Here is a 17,394-nt window from a genome sequence, read left to right on the forward strand (position 1 = left end):
TTGATGTTCTATTGGTGCTACTAGAGCAGTTCGCGCAAGCAGGATAGCCAGAACGTCAAACTCACCATTTCACCATCTCACCATTTACTTTTGCGCCTGCGTGGCCATGACCATTTTGATTTTCAGACGGTTGCCGATTTCCAGTACGTCTACCAGCTTTTGTACGTTCAGGCCGGAGTCGACGCGCAGCACCACGGTGGTGTTTTCTTGGCCCTGCACACGGTTGCCTAACTCCTGCTCTAGAGTAGCCGCCGTGACCGGCTGGCGGTCAATAAAGTATTCCCCGTTGGCATTCACCGACACGTTAATGGTCTGCTTCATCACAGCCTTGCCAGAGCGGGCATTCGGCAGCATCAGCTTAATCACGTTCGGGTTCACCATCGTACTCACAATCAAGAAGAACAGCATCAGGAAGAACATGATGTCGTTCATCGAGCTGGTCTCGACGTGCGAAGAAAGCTTCCGGCGACGGGTGAGATTCATGTGCTAAATGGTGAAATGGTGAGCTAGTGAAATGGTGAGTTTGACGTTTTACTCGCGCAAATAGTGTAGTTCGTGCAAGCAAAACATCAAACTCACTATTTCACCAGTTCACCATTCTACTCCTAATTATCTTGTAGAATATCCATGAACTCCACGGCAGAGTTCTCCATGCGCACCACTAGGTTTTCAACCATAATGCTGAGCCAGTGGTAGCCGATGTGAGCAATGATACCCACGATGAGACCCGCGGCGGAGGTAACCATCTTGGTGTATAGACCACCCGAAATCTGCGCGATGCCGAAGTCGCCGGTGGTAGAGATGGAATAGAAAATCTTGATAACGCCGATGATAGTACCCACGAAGCCCAGCATGGGCGCAATGCCGGCAATGATGCCAAGCACGCCAATGCCTTTTTCGAGGCGGGCTACCTCAATTTTGCCTACGTTCTCCACGCTGGCTTCAATCTCCTGCAAGGGTAGGCCAATGCGGCGGATACCCTTTTCAATCATGCGCGCGAGCGGTGAGGGTGTTTGCGCGCAGAGCATTTTGGCGCCCTGCAAGTCGCCACGTACCATCAGGCTCTTGATGCTACCCATAAAGCCGGAGGGCATTAGGGCGGCCTTGCGGATGGTGAGGTAGCGCTCCAGAATAAGGTAGACCGTGACGAACAGCAGCAGGAAAATGGGAATCATAATCCAGCCGCCCTTCAAAATCAGGTCGAGCAGGGAGAGGTCGGCGGAGTCGGCAACGGGAACGTTGGTAGCCGCGGCGGCAGAGTCGGCGGCTACGGTGGCGGCAGTGGTAATCTGCAGCAGAAATGCACTCATGCTAACTTAATAAGGGAGAACCCAGGGAGAAGAACTAGAATACTTTTTCAACTGCGTCAGGTGCGCGGTAGCCGTTGACTTATCGGTGTAGTTACCTACTGACACGCGGTAGTAACGGCTGGTTGCCGATGGCAGAATAATTTGCGCAGTTTGTCCTTGCTTGCTGAGCTGCGCCACGCGCTGCTGGGCTTTGGGCAGGGAGTTGAACACGTCGGCAATAATGTAGAAACGACCCGTTCGGCTTTTAATTGTGGTTTCGGTAGCGGCAGCCGGTGTGGCGGCGGGTGCTACAGCTTTGGCAGGGACTACTGCTGCAGGTTTTGTAGCCGCTACAGCGGGCTTAGCTGGTGCGGCCGGGGTGGTGGCCACCGGAGCAACCTTTTTGGCGGCGGGCGTAGCTACTGCAGGTGCTGGTGCGGGAGCAGTTGCCTCCTTTTCCCACGCCGCCGCAGTGGCTTCGTCCTCCGCGGTTACAGTAGCAGGTGTTTCTACGGGTGCATCTGCTACCGTTGTCGACCACGTTGCCTCGTTGTTATCGGGGCGGGGCGACAGGGTAGCCTGCTGGCGCATGGGCCGCACCGCAGTTGGTGCTGATAGCTCCGTTTGTGCCGGAACGCTGCTGGTAAAGCGTAGCGCGTCGGGCAGGAAATCCAAGTTGAGAATGTACAAGTACTGCGCCGATAGCGCCAGCCCTACCACTACTGCCACGGCCGCCGACTGCCACAGGCGCCGGGCACGGCGCCCCGCAGCCAGTTGGGGCACGGCGGGCTGTCGCTCGCGTGCCAGCAGCGCATCCGTAGCGCGCACCGGCCGCGACACCAACTCGGGTAGGCCGTAACTGGCGGAGAGCAAGCTTTGGGAGCCCGTATACTCAAAATCCAGCCCTCGGCCCGCCGCCTGCCGGAACACGCCAATACCGGGCAACTCGGCCCGCTGTTGGGTTTCCAGTTCAGCACGCAGGCGTGCCACGGCCTCCTGCACCAGCTGCCGGGCCTGCCCGGTACTCACGCCCAAGGCACGGCTCAAGGCATCCACCAGCAGCCCATCATTGCGGGTGAGCGACTGATTGAAAGCCACCCGCTTGGTAGGCGGCGCCAGGGTGTGGCGCACCGGATGAATCTGCGCGGGAGCATACTCGGCAATCAATCCGCCAAACTCGGGGATGATGACGCAATCATGGTGTTGGAGCAGGGTGTGAATATGGTTGGAAAGCTGCACGGGCAGAAGGGTCAGAGAGTAACAGAAACGCCAAAATACGGGTCAGCCGCTTAAAATCGAAAACCTTTCCGGTCTCCCTACCCTCTTGCACTACAGCAAGGGAGGAAGACCGGAAAGGTCTTACATGGTATAGCAACGCGACGCGGAATCAGGCATTAACACAATGAGCGGTTAAAAATCATACGTGACACCCGCCAAAACGTTAATTCCTTTCACCGGATAGTTCAGGAAGTACTGGTATTGGCGGTTGAGCAAATTATTGCCCAAAGCAAAGATTGACAGATTTTCCGAGAATCGGTAATCAGCCTTCAGGTTCAGGTCTATTACGGAGCTAGTAGGCAGCACTACCCGCTGGCGCACGGTGCCGGCCGGCGTGAGCACCTGCCGGTAGCCCGTACCATAGCTGGCGCTGTAGGTATACAGCTCGGCGCCCAGGCGTAGCTTCTCGCCGGCGTTGTAGCTGCCGAAGATGCTGGTCTGGAACTTAGGCCGGTGGAAAGCCTCGGCCAGGGTTTTGGTATTATAGCCGTTGTAGTCAGCCTTTAGGCCCAGCCGAAACTTCTCGGCGGCGTTGTAGAGCGCCTCGGCGTGCACCTGCAGTAACTGCGTCGATTTGTCGTCGTACACCAAGTCAAACTTGGTGGTGTCGCGGGCGTTGTTGTTGTAGAAATACAGGTTTTGGTCGTTGGAAACCGTCACTTTGGCGTTCAGCTCCAGGTTGCGTACAGGCGTGGAGTTGAAGCCCACGTAGAGGGTAGGGCCACGGCGAGTGTCGGCTACATGCTGGTTCTTGGCCAGCCAAGGGTTTTCGGTGGTCAGGTCGTAGAGCGTCACGCGCTGCAAGGCGCCACCCAGGCCCGCGTACACCAGAAACTTATCCTCCGTAACAGTATAGCCCACGCGCACGGCCGGATACACTTTAAACTGGTCTCGGTTGTTTACCGTGTCGCCGGTGTAGCCCAGGTTGGCCCCTACCGAAATGGCCAGACGGTTCAGGATTACCTCGTAGCTGGGCGCAATCTGCACAAACGGCCGGCTCACGGTTCCAATAGAATCCTGCTGGGAAATAAACGACAGGTCGCCATTCACCACCACACGGCCTTTCTCGGCCAGCGAATACGCTGATTTGAAGCCGATGTTGAAGTTGCTTTCGCGGGCTTCAAACTGGTCTTTCCAGTAGTTGAACCCTACCCCTAGATCATATTGAAAAGGAGCGTCGGCGGAGCGGTTGCGCACGTACACCTTGGCCGCGGCGCGGTAGAACACTTGCTTCAGCGCGTCCGGATCATCGGGCAGGTCGGGTACGTTGCGGTTGTAGCCGTAGAAGTTGTACCGCTCGCGCCCCACGTCCAGCTTAGCGCCCAGCGCCACAGGGCCATAGTAATTCTCCCCATTCAGCCCCAGGCGGGTCTGGCTCTGGCGGGAATTCTGCTTGTCAATCGGCCCACGCGACGACGACAGGTGGCTGAAATCCAGCCCGTAGCTAGCGCGGTCGTCGCGGGTGTTATGCAGGTAGGCCTTGCCGTAGACGGTGCCGTAGTTGCCCAAGCCGGCCTTCACGTAGTTGCCGGTGAGCGGTAGCAAATCTTCCTGCCGGATGGTGAGCACGCGCACCCCAGGGTTGAGGCGGTCGGTGGGTAGGCGGAAATCGGGGTAGTTGTAGGTGGTGGCGGCGGCTTGCTTGGCGGGCGGCTCAATGCGCACCTTCTCGTAGTTGCGGGCGGCCTCAGGCAATTGATTTACGCGCTCCTTCACAATCTCCACCTCGGCCTCTTCGATCTTGCCGCCAGGCTTTTTCTGCGCCTGGGCGGCAAGTGGCGCGGCAGCCAGTGCAGCCAGAGCTAGGTAGGTATGGTACGTAATTCGTTTCATGGAATGATTGTGCTGGCGTGGGACCTCACCCCCCGGCCCCCTCTCCGCGGGGAGAGGGGGAGCCAGACGACGGGGTAGGCGGTTTTTATTTTTCAAGGAATAATTGACAGTGAAAATCATCTGTCATCCTGAGCTTGCGAAGGACCTTATGCCCGCAGAACAAGTCGTTGTTGCGCTTGTCGACCTTGCGTGAGAAGGTCCTTCGGCACTGGCTTGATGCGCCACATGCTCAGGATGATAGCTAATTTTCGCTACCCTCCGAACCTACCGCGGCGTGGCCGTAGAATCAGGTGGGGCAGTGGCAGGCGTGAGGTTGCTACGCGCCGGCGCCGATTGGCGGGTAGTAGGCTTTTTTGTAGTAGTGGGGGCTGGTGCGGCCGCTGGCTTGGCCGGCGCCGTGCTGCTACCCTCGGCCGGCAGGGCAGCCAGGCGCGTCTTGGCACCTTCCACGATTTCCGCCAGAGGGAAGTTGTTGTCGATGATGGAGTTGAGCGTGGCGCGGGCCTGGAACGTGTCGCCCTGGGCGGCGTAGATGTCGGCAATCAGCAGAAAGCCCCTACCCTGCCACGTCTCGAAAGCCGAGGCGTTGGTTTTGTAGGCGGCGTCCAGCGCGTCGTCGTACTTCTTCTGCTCAAACAGAATCTGGGCCACGGTGTATTGGGCTTCGGCGGCGTTTTCGTCGGTGCCGGTGGCGGCTTTGTTCAGCTCCGTGATGGCCTGATCGAGGTTACCAGCTTTGTAGCTGGCTTTGCCCAGGTAGAGCGGTGCCGCACCGGCCGCACTCAGCGAGGCGCCGCTCTGCGCAATCAACTCCTGAGCCACGCGGCGGGTGCCTTCGTAGTCGCCGCTTTCATAGTAGCTCTTCATCAGCCCTACCCCGGCGTTGGCCACTTCGCGCTTGTTGGTGCTGGATTCGCGCAGACGCTGGAAGTACTTAATGGCCTCGGGGTAGTTCTTGTTAGCATACTCCTGGTCGGCCACGCGGCTCACGGCACGGTTCACAAATTCGCTTTTGTTCTCCTCCACTACGGCCTTCAAGCGAGGCAGGGCCTCGGCCGATTTGCCGGTTTGCAGGTAAGAATCAGCCAGATAGTAGCGGCCGTCAGCGGCCAGAGCGTTGCTCGGATACTGCTTCAGGTAGCTTTCCAGGCGCGGAATGGCTTGGGCATACTTTTCGGCCAGGTACAGCGACTTGGCGGCTTCAAACTCCACGCTCACGGCCGCGTTGCTCTGCGGATTTTGCTGCTTGAACTGCGCCAGATACTTATCAAATTCCTCTGTGCGGCCCAGAGCCGTGAGGCTTTCCTGCAAGCTATACAGGGCGCTGTTGGCAGCCTGCGTGCCGGGGTATTGATTGAGTACCTGCTCAAAATCGGCCACAGCCTTGTCGTGCTGCTCCAGGTTGGCGTAGGCTACGCCGCGTTTTTGTAGGGCCTGCGGAGCCAGGGCGCTATTGGGGCGAGCTTTCAATAAGCGAGAGAAGCCATCCACCGCGGCCTGGAAATTAGCACCCTGGAAGTCCAGCTCGGCCTGCTGGTACACGGCCTGCTCGGCGTAGCGCGAGTTGGGGTTGGTTTTCAGCAAGGTGCTGAGCGTACCAGCGGCCTCGTCGCGCTTGCCCATCAGGCCCAGCACCACGCTTTTCTGGTAGTAGGCGTAGTCCTTGTCGGCGGCGTTAGCCTGAATCACTTTGTCGTAGTAGCTCAGCGCCTGTGGGTAGGTCTTATCCACGTAGGCAATGTCTCCCAGACGCAGGGTCACGTCGTAGTAGTTGGGGTTAGCCGGCCGAGCCGACTTATCTCCCAGCCACGCCGTAAACTGTGGCTTAGCGCGGGCATAGTCCTTGGTGTTATAGTAGGCATAGCCGAGGCCGTAGCGGGCTTGTTGCTCAATGCTATTGTCGGCGCTGCCGCCCGAGCGGGTGGTGCGGGCCGCAGACGCGTAGGCCTGGATGGCTTCGGGGTAGCGCTGGCCCACGCTGTAGATTTCGCCCTGCAATACCTGCGCCTGGGCGCGCAGCGCCTCGTCTTGCGGGTATTTCAACGATTTGTCTAGCAGCGCCAGCGCCTCCGAAAATTGGCTGTTGTTGTAAAGCGTAGCCGCCTGCAAGTACGTCACGCGCTGATAGGTAGCCTTCAATTTGGGGCTCAGCGAGTTCAGTTTCTCAAGATAGGCAATGGCCTTGGTGTAGTCCGACGAGTTCAGGAAGCTGGTGCTCAGCAAATCGTCCACCACATCGGCGTTTTTGGAACGCGGATACTGCTTGTCGAAGTCCTGCAACACGGTGGTTACCTCCTGCGAGTTGCCCAGCTCGTAGTTGATTTGGGCGTACTTCACGGTGGCATTTTCCGTAACCTGCTGGTCGAAAGTGGCCTTACGAGCTGCGTCGAAGGCATTGAGGGCGGGCTGCTTCTGGTTGAGCTTCAAATAGCTCAGGCCCAGATGGTAGGCTGCATTCTGCCCCAGCGAGTCCTTGCGGGCTGCCACAGTCTTGAAGCTATTGGCGGCGTTCTTGTAGTCGCCTAGCTGGTAGTTGGCATACCCAATTTTGTACTGCAACGCCGGCTCAATGCGCTTGCGGCCGTTGGCGTACTGCGTAAAGTAAGGCGCCGCCTGCTTGAAATCCTGCTTCTGATAATAGGCGTCGCCTACCAGCAGTTGGATTTCGTCGGCCGACTGCGGCGGCGGCGTCTGGTTCAGAGCTGCCGAGCCATAGCGAATCAGGCCGTCGTAGTCGCCCTCTTTGTAGTAGATCTGGCTCATCACGGCCGGTACCACAGGGCGGTAGGCATCGTTTTGCTCGGCCACACCCAAGTCCTGGCGAGCAGCGGCGTAGTCGCCGGCCTGATAGGCCAGGTAGCCCGCGTAGTAGCTGCTGGCGTAGCGGTACTGGTGGTTGCCCTGCTTGCTGCGGTCGAAGAGCAGTTTGGCTTTGTCGAACTCCTTCTGGGCAAAATACGAGTAGGCCAGCTTGAACTCGGCTTCGCCCCGCTGCTCTAGGGCCAGGTTATCGGCCTCTACCCGTTGCAGGTAGTCCACGGCCTTGGGGTAGTCTTTCTTAGCGAAGTAAAATTTGCCCAGCTCTAGAAACGCCGATGCCGCTCGGGGGTGAGCCGGATTATGGGCCGCAAATGCTAGCATCTGGCCTTCGGCGTCGGGGTGGAGCAGGTAGAGGCCCGCTACGGCATCGTAGTACTCGGCGTCGGCGCCGCGGTCTTGGGTGAGCTGCGTGCCGGCGCGGCGCTCCGTAGCGGCCAGGTAGCGCCGAAACGCCTGCTGGGCCGCGCCGTATTTGGCCTTATCGAACAGCTCCAGGCCTTCCTGGTAGTAGCGTTCGGGGTTGGTGAAAACCTGTGTTTGCTGGGCCAGGGTGGCGGCCGGAACGGCGGCGCTGAGCGAGGCAGCTAGCGCCAGACGGGGTATGAACTTCATTACGAGGCGTTACGGAAAGGGGCGCCATCCGCCCGGAATCGGCCAAAAGTAGCGAAAAATTGCCGGGCGAGGGTAGGAATATTACTACTTTCTAGCGGAAACGTCCCTACTCTGTGCTTTGGTATATATACCTCATACAATACTAAAAGCCTCCAACTGGTCGTCCTACATGTGCTGCAGGTCGCTATGCTTTGCGGCGGCTATGCGCTATCTACTGGTTTGGCTTGTATGGTTCAGCTTGTGTTGACCAGTTGATTTCAGCAATTTACAAGCAACCACCTGTATAATATCCAACGGCTGCACGGCACTGCTTACTGGCGCTTTTTCTGCCTGATTACCGAGGGAAAGCCAGCTTCTCCCGGCAAAAAGCAGCTAGTGGTCGAAAAACTTGAATACCTACTATGTTTTTACTTCTTCATAAATATAATTATAATATTAAAGTTAATTAAAGCTAAAATAAAAGCTTATTACATCATAAAGTACAATTTATGCTATTGTGGCCAGACTATTGCAGGCACTGTTTATTTCCCTCATGATTAGTGGGTCGCCACACGCCCTACTCTTATGTAGTTGAGACATTTCTCCGTCAGTGCTGCGCTACGCGTGCAGCATCGTATGCTATACCACATGAATCAGGACAATACCGCAACTGAGTTAGACCAACGCTTTTTAGCAGATACTGTCATTTTCGACTTTTTACAGACCCAGGTGCTTGATGGGCTGTGGTACCAAGATATACAGGCGTCTACCCGTGAGCACAACTGGGTGAACCCTACCTTCTGGCGCACGCTAGGCTACGAGCCCGAGCAGATACCCACCGGCCCTACCCCCTGGCGCACCGTGATGCACCCCGGCGATTTGGCCGTGGCCCAGCTGCATCTAGAGGCCTGCCTGCAAGACCCCAACCATTCGTATGATCATCTGCTGCGGTGCACCCATCAGGATGGCTCGGTGGTGTGGCTGCGCGGACAGGGCTTGCTGCTGCGCAATGAGCAGGGCACGCCCACGCGTCTGCTGGTAGCGCTGCGCAACATCACGAAGGAAAAGCACGCCGCGGCCTACGCCCAGGAAATAGCCAATCACTATGGCCTGATTCTGAGCAACCAGTCCGTATATATTGTGAAGACCGACACGCAGGGCAACTATACCTACGCCAATGAAATCTTCTACGAGCGGTTTGGGTACGAACAGGATATTATCGGTACTTCCTCCCTACTTAGCATCATAGAGGAAGACCGCCAGAAGTGCCTGGCTATGGTGATGCGGTGCTTCGAGGAGCCCGAGGTAGGCCACCAGGTGATTCTGCGCAAGCTTTCTTCCGACAACACCATCAAATCGAACCACTGGGAGCTGAAGGGAATTCTTAGCGAGCAGGGCGAGGTGGTCGAAATCCTATGCGTGGGCTACGACGTGACGCTGCTAGTAGAGAACCTGCAAAAATCGCAGCACCTGCTGGATATCACCAGCCAACAGAATATCCGGCTGCAAAACTTTGCCTATATCATCTCCCACAATATCCGTTCGCACTCAGCCAACCTTACCTCGCTGGTGCAACTGCTCACGGAAGCCGAAGACGAGGAGCAGCACGACATGTTTTTGCAGATGCTCCAGACCAGCACCGAGAAGCTGGCCGAAACCATCGTCAACCTCAGTGATATTGTTGCTGTGAACAGCAACGTCAATAAACCCAAGGAGTCGCGCTTGCTGAAAGCTGAAATCGACAAAACCTTGGAAGCGCTGAGCGTGCTGATTCACCAGCACAAGATAACGATGGACGTGCACGTACCTGCCGGCCTCGCTATTACCGTTGTGCCGGCCTACCTCGATAGTATTCTGCTGAATCTGATCAGCAACGCGGTAAAGTACCGGTCGCCCCACCGACCGGCCGTTATCCGGCTGCACACGTACCGGGAAGGCGGCTTCACGGTATTAGAGGTGCAAGACAACGGCTTGGGCATCGATCTGGTGAAAAACCGCGCCAAGCTATTTGGCATGTACAAGACCTTCCACGACAACGAGGACGCGCGTGGGGTGGGCCTGTTCATCACCAAAAATCAAATTGAAGCCATGCAGGGCAGCATTACCGTAGAAAGCGAAGTGGGGATTGGGTCTACGTTTAAAGTGTCTTTCAATGAAAACGCCTAAGCTGGCTTATGTGGTAGAAGATGACCCAATTACGTCCTCTATCACTAAATTAATTCTCCGCAAATCGCTCCATTGCGAGAAGGTCCAGACGTATGCCAATGGCCAGCGGGCCTACGACCACCTCACGGCGGCGCTCCATAATGGCGCGGATCTGCCCGACTTGATTGTGCTGGATCTGAACATGCCGCTGATGGATGGCTGGGAGTTCTTGGATGCGTTTGCGGGCCTGCCCCTACCCACCAGCGTGTGCGTGTTTATTCTAACCTCTTCCATCCACCCCGACGATATCACCAAAGCTGCGCACTACAAGGAAGTACACGGCTACTTCTCGAAGCCGCTGGACGACCACAATGTGGAGCGCATGCAGCGGCTGTTTCAAACGTGCGCCGACTAGCTACTCCTGGCCTTTCTACCTTTGTTATCTTCCGTTCTTGTTCTCCCTACCCCACCCCCTATGCCTGTCCGCCGCTACGCTGTGTTAGGTGATTACCTGGCGGCCAACCGCCACGCCGCTGCCGAATACGATGATGTGGAGTTGGAACTGGTGGAGGGCGCCCTACCCTCCGATTTGGTAGGCACCCTGCTGCGCAACGGCAATGGACGCTTCGAGCACCACGGCGTGGCCTACGAGCATCTATTTGACGGCGACGGCATGGTGGCGCGCTTTCAATTTGACGGGCAGCGCGTGCGCTACCGCAACCGCCACGTGCAAACCGCCGAGTTGGTGGCTGAAGAAAAGGCCGGCCGTATGCTTTACCGCAGCTTCGGCACCAACCTACCCGGTGGCTTGCGGGCCAATTTTGGCAAAACGCAATTCAAGAATACCGCCAATACCAGTCTGGTAGCGCACGGTGGGCAGCTGCTGGCCCTTTGGGAAGGCGGCCTACCCCACCGCCTCGACCCCGACACGCTGGCTACGCTGGGCCGCTTCGACTACGAAGGCGTGCTGCGCAACCCCTTCTCCTGGCTCGACCGACGGATTACGCCCGAGCTACCGTTTTCGGCGCACCCCAAGGTGCACCCCACCACCGGCGTACTACATAATTTTGGCACGGTAGCTGGCCGGCAGCACCGGTTGGTGCTCTACGAGGTGAGCCCAGCAGGCCAAGCCCGCATCGCGCACGTACTGCCCATGCCCGCCGCTACCTTCGCCCACGATTTTGTGTTGACGCAGAGCGGCCACCAGATTTTCTTCCTGACGCCGGTGGCCTTTGATGTGCTGCGGGCGCTTACGGGCCTGGCCTCGCCCGCGGCGTCTATCCGTGTGGGCCGCGACCAGCCCACGCAGGTAGTAGTGGTGGCGCCCGATGGCCAAGCGCATCACCTGACGACGGAGTTTGGTTTCGTGTTTCACTTCGTGAATGGCTACCAAGACGCGGATGGCACGCTGGTGGCCGACGCGCTGCTACTCCCGGACTACCCCGATACGCTGAGCATCAAAGCCTATTTGAGTGGCTACCTGCCCGACGATCAGACGCAGGCCCGGTTTGTTCGCTTCCGCCTCGACCTGACGCGCGGCACCGTGACACGGCAGCCCATTTCAGACTACGAAGGCGAGCTACCCGAAATCAACCCCGACCGGCTGGGCCAGCCCTACCGCTATACCTGGATCATTGGCCGCCCTCCGCACCACTCCCTACCTTTGCTCGACCACCTGCTCAAGCTCGATGTGCAAACCGGCGAAGTCCGCGTTGCTTACCAGCCTGGCACACTGTGCAGCGAGCCGGTGGTAGTGCCCCAGCCAGCAGCGCCCGGCCACACGCCCCCACCCGAAGACGCGGGCTATGTGCTATACCTACGGTTTGACGCGACTAGTAACTGCACCGAGCTGCTGGTGGGCGATGCGGCCACATTGGTTACGATAGCCCGCCTACGGCTCCCACACCATATTCCACTGGGGTTTCACGGCATATGGCTACCCGACGAAGTGGGTGGCTTGCACTAATTCGTTTTCCAACTAATTGAATTTTTGAAAGTCAGCAGAACCTCTCCAACCTCAACCATGCCTTGGCTTGCCATGCTTTTTGCTTAGTTGCAGAATTCACGAAGTTGTACTTTAGCCTACCCGCTCTCCTATAAGCCCCACCCTATACGTAGCCTGTTATGCTTAGTTCTACCCCTGATACTGACCTTATTTATGTGATTGAGGATGACAGCACCACTGCCACCATCACAAGAATTCTACTGGAAAAAGCCCTGACCAACAGCCGGGTTCAACTCTATGGCAACGGGCAGCAGGCCCTTGACCACCTAACTGCTGCGCGCCAGCATAGTACGGCTTCGATGCCCAGCCTTATTCTGCTGGATTTGAACATGCCACTCATGGATGGCTGGGAATTTTTGGATGCGTGCAACCACCTAACAGTAGGCGAGCCAGTGTGCATTATGGTGCTCACCTCTTCTATCAATCCGGAAGACCGGGCCCGAGCGGCCGGCTATCAAAATGTGGCTGGTTTTTTCAGTAAGCCTCTGGATGCGCGGACCATCGAGCGTATCCTGCGACTGCGCCGGTCTGCTAGCGGACCTACCCAGCGCACTGCCGCCGGCACCGAGGCCACTCTGCACCACCTCATGTATCAGAGCCGGGCTACTGCGCCCATGGGCGATGCTGAGCTTACGCAACTGCTCACACAGTCGCGGGCGTTCAACGCGGCCCACAACCTCACGGGAATTCTTCTCTACAGCCAAGGTAACATCATACAGTTGCTAGAAGGACCGGAAACTGGTGTGCGCACAGTCTTCACCCGTATTGTGCGAGATGCCCGTCATACCGGCATCATCAAGTTGGCGGATGGTCCCGTTGGGCAGCGGTTGTTTGCGCAATGGACCATGGGATTTCGTACCGCTACTCCTACCGACTTTGCCACCTTCCTAGGCTATATCAACCCGGAGCACACCGAGCGTCTGTCCCTTAACGACCCCGACCTGCAAGACTTGCTGGTCACTTTTGCGACTGCATAGGGTAGCCCTCCGGGAAATCAGCTGTTCTCAGCGGCTTTTATTCGCGCATCAAACCGGAATTCCTCGCGTCTCACAATCTGCACCTTCCGAAACTCGGGGTGACGGGCGTTGAGGATATAGTTAAACTCCTGCGGCACAATAGATGAAGGCACGCGCAGCACGGCGGCGCGGCGGGCAGCGTACCACGCTTCGCCTAGGGGCTGACACACGGCGTAGCGGCTGGCCCGCTCCCAATCGGGCGGCAACTGGTCCAAGGTGATTTCCTCGATCAGCAAGTCATCGGGAATCTCAATGACGAGCACGCTGAACTGGTCGTTGAGGCCCTCGCCACCGCGATGCACCACGTTTTCAAGGCAAGCCAACGCCCGGCTGGCGGCGGTGTAGATAACGAAGCGGTCCTGGTAGTTCCAACGGGCTCGGCGTCCGGAGGCAAACAGGTCGTCGGCGTATTTGGTGAGGCAGATGCGGTAGACGTGCACGGCTTAGCTTAGGTCGCCGTAGGCAATGCGCGTCAGCTCTTCCTCTACCAGATCAATACCGCCGCTGGTTTCGAGCAGGCGCAGGGGCACTTCCTGGTCGAGGCCGTGAGCGGGCTTATCCAGCCAGCGCAGGAAGGCCGCAGCTTCGCCGAACACCTCTACTCCGAGTTGGTAGAGCGCAATGATTTTCAGGGTTTTCTCGCTGGCCGTGGCGCTTAGGGGCTTATTTTCCTGGGAGTAGCTGCGCAGCGTTTTGGTCGACAAGTCATACACAGCTTCGAGCTGGCTGGCTGGCCAATGGTACGCTTCAGCTACCTCGAAGGCCGTAGCGGCCGGAATACCTTTGCGGGCCGTCATCACCAGGGCAAAAGAATCCTGGCTGGTGAGTTTCCAGGCGGCCCACTTCACGGAGCGGGATTTTTGATGGGATGGACGAGCAGCGGCAGTCATGGCGTAGCAGAAAATAATTCCCGAAGATGGGAAATATTTCTCACTAACGTGGAAATATTTCCCATAGTTTCCTGTCAGTCTCTCTTACACTTCCTAACCAGCGCTTCATTGGCTGTTCACGGAAGAGGTAGCACCTTGGCTGCCATAGTTCAACGGTCTTGGCCGTCTTCATGCAACCCTACCCTCATGTCTCTACTCGTGCTGGTGCGCCACGGCCAATCGGTTTCCAACCTGCAAAACGTCTTCACGGGCAGCCTTGACGTAGCCCTGACGCCCAAAGGGGAAGAGGAAGCCCAGGAAACTGCCGCTAAGCTCCGCGGCTTTCACTTCGATACGGCGTTCTGCTCCGACATGCTTCGCGCCCGGCGCACCCTCGACATTATGCTGCGCCAGCTGGGTCAGGCCGATATTCCGACGCACTACAACGCCGCCCTGAACGAGCGCTACTACGGTGATTTGCAAGGCCTCAACAAAGCGGCTACGGTGCAGCAATACGGCCAGGAGCAGGTAGACCAGTGGCGCCGCAGCTACGATGTAGCCCCGCCCGGCGGCGAGAGCCTGCACCAGACTCAGGACCGGGTAGTGGCCTATTACGAACAGGCTATTGTGCCCCCGCTGCGCCACGGCCAGCACGTGCTGGTAGTAGCGCACGGCAACTCGCTGCGGGCCCTCCGCATGTACCTAGAGCATTTTTCGGCTGAGCATGTGAAGGGCTTGGAAATTCCGACCGGCGGCGCCCGCGTCTACGAGCTGGACAGCGCGCTCCACATCAAAGAAATGCGCGACTTATAAAAGAACGTCATGCTGCGCAGCATGACATTCTTTTATAACCTACCCTACCACCGCCTGCAAGGGTACGGGGTGCAGAATCAGCCACACTAGCTCGCGCAGGATTTCGCCATCGCTCATCGAGCCTGAGTCGATGCCTTTGCTCTGGGCATCGGCGCGGCGGATGAGGTGGATGATGGCGCGGGTGCGCTCGGGTGTGAAGACCTTGAGGCCTGTTTGATAGTCTTTACGGGCAAAGGTGCTTTTCAGACCTAGGCGCGTCCAGTCGGCGTCAGTGGGATTGGGTAGCTGGTGCAGGGCCAACAAACGCGAGAAGTAGTTGAACAGCAGCGTGAGGTTGGGAATCAGCGGGCTGGCCTTGGGGTTGGCCTCGAAGTAGAGTAGGATGCGGTTAGCCTTCAGCACATCGCGGCGGATGAGGGCACTTTGCAGCTCGAAGATGTTGTATTCCTTGCTGATACCCACCATTTTCTGCACCAGGTCGTCATCAATAGGCTGGCCGGCGGGTAGGTTCAGCAGCATCTTATCCACCTCGTTGATCAGCCGGCTCAGGTCGGTGCCGATGTACTCGGCCAGCATGGCGGTGGCCTGAGGCGTGATTTGCTGACCCTTGCTGCGCACGTAGGCCGTCAGCCAGGCGGGCACTTGGTTATCGTAGAGGCGGTTGCTAGTGAGCACAACTGCCCGGGTGTCTTTGGCGGCCAGTAGCTTGCCCAGCTTCTTGCGCGAGTCGAGGGTTTTGTGCTTATAGCAGAGCACTAGCACCGTACTAGGCAGCGGATTCTTGAGGTAGGCCTCTAGAAACGGCCACGCCTTCTCGCTTTCCAGATCAGCTACGGCCTGGGCTTCCTTCACTAGCACCACCGAGCGCTCGGCCATCATCGGAAAGCGCCGCGCTTGGTTCAGGATACCCGCCACATCGGTATCCTTGCCGTACAGTATCACTTGATTGAACCCCCGCTCGTGCTCGGCCAAAGCGGTTTGCTCGATGATGTCGGCCACGTGGTCGATGTAGTACGGCTCCTCGCCTTGCAACACGTACACGGGCTGAAACTGCCGCTGGCGCAGCTGGGCCAGCACTTCGTCGGTAGATAGCGTCAAAGGGAAAGTTGTGAAAGGTGAAGCTGTGAACTTGGGGCGTGTCGCGGCAGGAAGCGCTGAAACGCAACAGCAGCAAACTGCGCATAAAGACAATTCTACTGCAAAGGTACCATTGTCCTTTCTACCTTTGTACTATTCGTTGTGCAGCGTTTTTCCTTCACAACTTCACGACTTCACACCTTCACTCTTGAATTTAATAGACGAACTCCGCTGGCGGGGCATGTTTCACGACATGATGCCCGGTACTGAAGAGCACCTGAGCACCGGCCAGCCCGTGACGGGCTATATCGGCTTCGACCCCACGGCGCCGTCGTTGCACATTGGCAACCTGGCTACCATTATGCTGCTGGTGCACTTGCAGCGTGCTGGCCACCGCCCCGTGGCGCTGGTAGGCGGCGCTACCGGCATGATTGGCGACCCGTCGGGTAAATCGGCCGAGCGCAATCTACTGGATGAAACGACCCTGCGTGCCAACCAGGCTGGTATTCGGGCGCAGCTGGAGAAGTTTCTGGATTTCTCGGAAGGCCCTACCGGCGCCCGCGTGGTGAACAACTACGACTGGTTCAAGGAAATCGGCTTCCTGCAATTTCTGCGCGACGTGGGCAAGCACCTCACGGTGAACTACATGATGGCAAAAGATTCGGTGAAGCGCCGTATCAGCGGAAACGAAGAATCTGGTGCCGATGGCCTGAGCTATACGGAATTCAGCTACCAGCTCTTGCAGGGCTACGACTTCTTCCACCTCTACGAAACGCTAGGTACTACCCTGCAAATGGGTGCTTCAGACCAGTGGGGCAACATCACTACCGGCACGGAGCTCATTCGGCGCATGACTAACGGTGATGCCAAGGCCTACGCTCTGACTGGCCAGCTCATCACCAAGGCCGATGGCACCAAGTACGGCAAGAGCGAAACCGGCACCGTATGGCTCGACCCTACAATGACGTCGCCCTACCAGTTCTACCAGTTTTTCCTAAATTCTGCCGACGCCGATGCGCCCCGCCTCATCCGTGTATTTACGCTGTTGAGTCAAGAGGAAATTGAGGCGCTGGAAGCCGAGCACGCCCAGGCGCCCCACCTGCGCACCCTGCAAAAAGCCTTGGCCAAAGCTGTGACCGTCCGGGTACATAGCGAAGCGGCCTACGAGGCGGCTCTGGCTGCCTCGCAAGTCCTGTTTGGCGGCGGCGACTTGGCTACGCTTGACGAGGCTACTCTGCTGGACGTATTTGCCGGCGTACCGCACGTGGAGGTGAACCGGACCGACCTGGCCGACCTAGATGCCCTGACTCTGTTGAGTACAGCTACCAACGGCGCCATCTTCGCCAGTAAGGGTGAGGCGCGCAAAATGGTGCAGAACAATGGCGTGAAAATCAACCGGCAGAAAGTCGCTCTCGACCAGTCGGCCACGGCGGTGCCTGCCCTACTCGACAAGTATCTGGTAGCCCAGAAGGGCAAGAGCTATTTCCTCATCAAACTCGTCTGAACCACGGATTCTGGCGGATTTCTCGAATGACAAGGATTTTGTAGTCGGTTCTGTGTGGTCTTTCAGAGTCTCTGCCGAGTAGCACATCCAGTTGCTAATTCGTACCAGGCTAGCTATTACAAGTAAAAGAGCCCGGCTTTTCAGCCGGGCTCTT

The 17,394-nt window shown here is 57.6% G+C and carries 14 protein-coding genes; 6 read left to right on the plus strand and 8 right to left on the minus strand.

Annotation, left to right across the window (positions count from 1 at the left end; genetic code table 11):
• Positions 1–84: 84 nt before the first annotated feature.
• The 5 genes from MUN82_RS07420 to MUN82_RS07440 form a co-directional block, all read right to left on the minus strand.
• Positions 85–483, minus strand: coding sequence for an ExbD/TolR family protein (locus MUN82_RS07420; protein WP_187321117.1), 399 nt, complete (start codon positions 481–483; stop codon positions 85–87).
• Between the two features lie 122 nt (positions 484–605).
• Positions 606–1,310 carry a MotA/TolQ/ExbB proton channel family protein gene (locus MUN82_RS07425; RefSeq protein WP_245096296.1) on the minus strand — a complete coding sequence of 235 codons (705 nt, stop codon included), beginning with the start codon at positions 1,308–1,310 and terminating at the stop codon, positions 606–608.
• Between the two features lie 6 nt (positions 1,311–1,316).
• Complete coding sequence (locus MUN82_RS07430; protein ID WP_245096298.1) at positions 1,317–2,528, minus strand: HU domain-containing protein; 1,212 nt, start codon at positions 2,526–2,528, stop codon at positions 1,317–1,319.
• A 171-nt stretch (positions 2,529–2,699) separates the two neighbouring features.
• On the minus strand, positions 2,700–4,400 hold the full coding sequence (locus MUN82_RS07435) for a TonB-dependent receptor (RefSeq protein ID WP_245096300.1): 1,701 nt from the start codon (positions 4,398–4,400) through the stop codon (positions 2,700–2,702).
• A gap of 264 nt (positions 4,401–4,664) precedes the next feature.
• Positions 4,665–7,832: a tetratricopeptide repeat protein gene (locus MUN82_RS07440; protein WP_245096302.1), complete on the minus strand. Its 3,168-nt coding sequence runs from the start codon at positions 7,830–7,832 to the stop codon at positions 4,665–4,667.
• A 627-nt stretch (positions 7,833–8,459) separates the two neighbouring features.
• On the opposite strand from MUN82_RS07440, the gene MUN82_RS07445 reads away from it, so the two are divergent.
• The 4 genes from MUN82_RS07445 (at position 8,460) to MUN82_RS07460 (ending at position 12,938) form a co-directional block, all read left to right on the plus strand.
• Positions 8,460–9,977: a sensor histidine kinase gene (locus MUN82_RS07445; protein ID WP_245096303.1), complete on the plus strand. Its 1,518-nt coding sequence runs from the start codon at positions 8,460–8,462 to the stop codon at positions 9,975–9,977.
• Positions 9,964–10,371 (plus strand): response regulator, encoded by a 408-nt coding sequence (locus MUN82_RS07450; RefSeq protein WP_245096305.1) that lies wholly within the window; start codon positions 9,964–9,966, stop codon positions 10,369–10,371. Before MUN82_RS07445 ends, MUN82_RS07450 begins: the two co-directional genes overlap by 14 nt.
• A gap of 60 nt (positions 10,372–10,431) precedes the next feature.
• Complete coding sequence (locus MUN82_RS07455) at positions 10,432–11,922, plus strand: carotenoid oxygenase family protein (protein ID WP_245096306.1); 1,491 nt, start codon at positions 10,432–10,434, stop codon at positions 11,920–11,922.
• A gap of 158 nt (positions 11,923–12,080) precedes the next feature.
• Positions 12,081–12,938 carry a BLUF domain-containing protein gene (locus MUN82_RS07460; protein ID WP_245096308.1) on the plus strand — a complete coding sequence of 286 codons (858 nt, stop codon included), beginning with the start codon at positions 12,081–12,083 and terminating at the stop codon, positions 12,936–12,938.
• A 17-nt stretch (positions 12,939–12,955) separates the two neighbouring features.
• On the opposite strand, the gene MUN82_RS07465 is transcribed toward MUN82_RS07460, so the two are convergent.
• Entirely contained in the window at positions 12,956–13,417 is a 462-nt protein-coding gene (locus MUN82_RS07465; protein ID WP_245096310.1) for an RES family NAD+ phosphorylase, read from the minus strand.
• A 3-nt stretch (positions 13,418–13,420) separates the two neighbouring features.
• Positions 13,421–13,867, minus strand: coding sequence for an Xre family toxin-antitoxin system antitoxin (locus tag MUN82_RS07470; protein WP_245096312.1), 447 nt, complete (start codon positions 13,865–13,867; stop codon positions 13,421–13,423).
• Between the two features lie 186 nt (positions 13,868–14,053).
• On the opposite strand from MUN82_RS07470, the gene MUN82_RS07475 reads away from it, so the two are divergent.
• Positions 14,054–14,659, plus strand: coding sequence for a 2,3-bisphosphoglycerate-dependent phosphoglycerate mutase (locus MUN82_RS07475; RefSeq protein ID WP_245096314.1), 606 nt, complete (start codon positions 14,054–14,056; stop codon positions 14,657–14,659).
• A gap of 39 nt (positions 14,660–14,698) precedes the next feature.
• Here MUN82_RS07475 and holA read toward each other — a convergent pair whose 3' ends face one another.
• On the minus strand, positions 14,699–15,757 hold the full coding sequence (gene holA, locus MUN82_RS07480; RefSeq protein ID WP_245096316.1) for a DNA polymerase III subunit delta: 1,059 nt from the start codon (positions 15,755–15,757) through the stop codon (positions 14,699–14,701).
• Between the two features lie 187 nt (positions 15,758–15,944).
• Between holA and tyrS the strand changes: the two genes are divergently transcribed.
• Complete coding sequence (gene tyrS / locus MUN82_RS07485; RefSeq protein WP_245096317.1) at positions 15,945–17,240, plus strand: tyrosine--tRNA ligase; 1,296 nt, start codon at positions 15,945–15,947, stop codon at positions 17,238–17,240.
• The last annotated feature ends 154 nt before the right edge of the window (positions 17,241–17,394 follow it).

It is taken from the genome of Hymenobacter aerilatus (assembly GCF_022921095.1).
Lineage (GTDB): Bacteria > Bacteroidota > Bacteroidia > Cytophagales > Hymenobacteraceae > Hymenobacter > Hymenobacter aerilatus.

Excerpts from the sequence above, each read along its gene's own strand:
- MUN82_RS07420 (WP_187321117.1), bottom strand. The coding sequence starts at position 483 with ATGAATCTCACCCGTCGCCGGAAGCTTTCTTCGCACGTCGAGACCAGC.
- MUN82_RS07425 (WP_245096296.1), bottom strand. The coding sequence starts at position 1,310 with ATGAGTGCATTTCTGCTGCAGATTACCACTGCCGCCACCGTAGCCGCC.
- MUN82_RS07435 (WP_245096300.1), bottom strand. The coding sequence starts at position 4,400 with ATGAAACGAATTACGTACCATACCTACCTAGCTCTGGCTGCACTGGCT.
- MUN82_RS07440 (WP_245096302.1), bottom strand. The coding sequence starts at position 7,832 with ATGAAGTTCATACCCCGTCTGGCGCTAGCTGCCTCGCTCAGCGCCGCC.
- MUN82_RS07445 (WP_245096303.1), top strand. The coding sequence starts at position 8,460 with ATGAATCAGGACAATACCGCAACTGAGTTAGACCAACGCTTTTTAGCA.
- MUN82_RS07450 (WP_245096305.1), top strand. The coding sequence starts at position 9,964 with ATGAAAACGCCTAAGCTGGCTTATGTGGTAGAAGATGACCCAATTACG.
- MUN82_RS07455 (WP_245096306.1), top strand. The coding sequence starts at position 10,432 with ATGCCTGTCCGCCGCTACGCTGTGTTAGGTGATTACCTGGCGGCCAAC.
- MUN82_RS07460 (WP_245096308.1), top strand. The coding sequence starts at position 12,081 with ATGCTTAGTTCTACCCCTGATACTGACCTTATTTATGTGATTGAGGAT.
- MUN82_RS07470 (WP_245096312.1), bottom strand. The coding sequence starts at position 13,867 with ATGACTGCCGCTGCTCGTCCATCCCATCAAAAATCCCGCTCCGTGAAG.
- MUN82_RS07475 (WP_245096314.1), top strand. The coding sequence starts at position 14,054 with ATGTCTCTACTCGTGCTGGTGCGCCACGGCCAATCGGTTTCCAACCTG.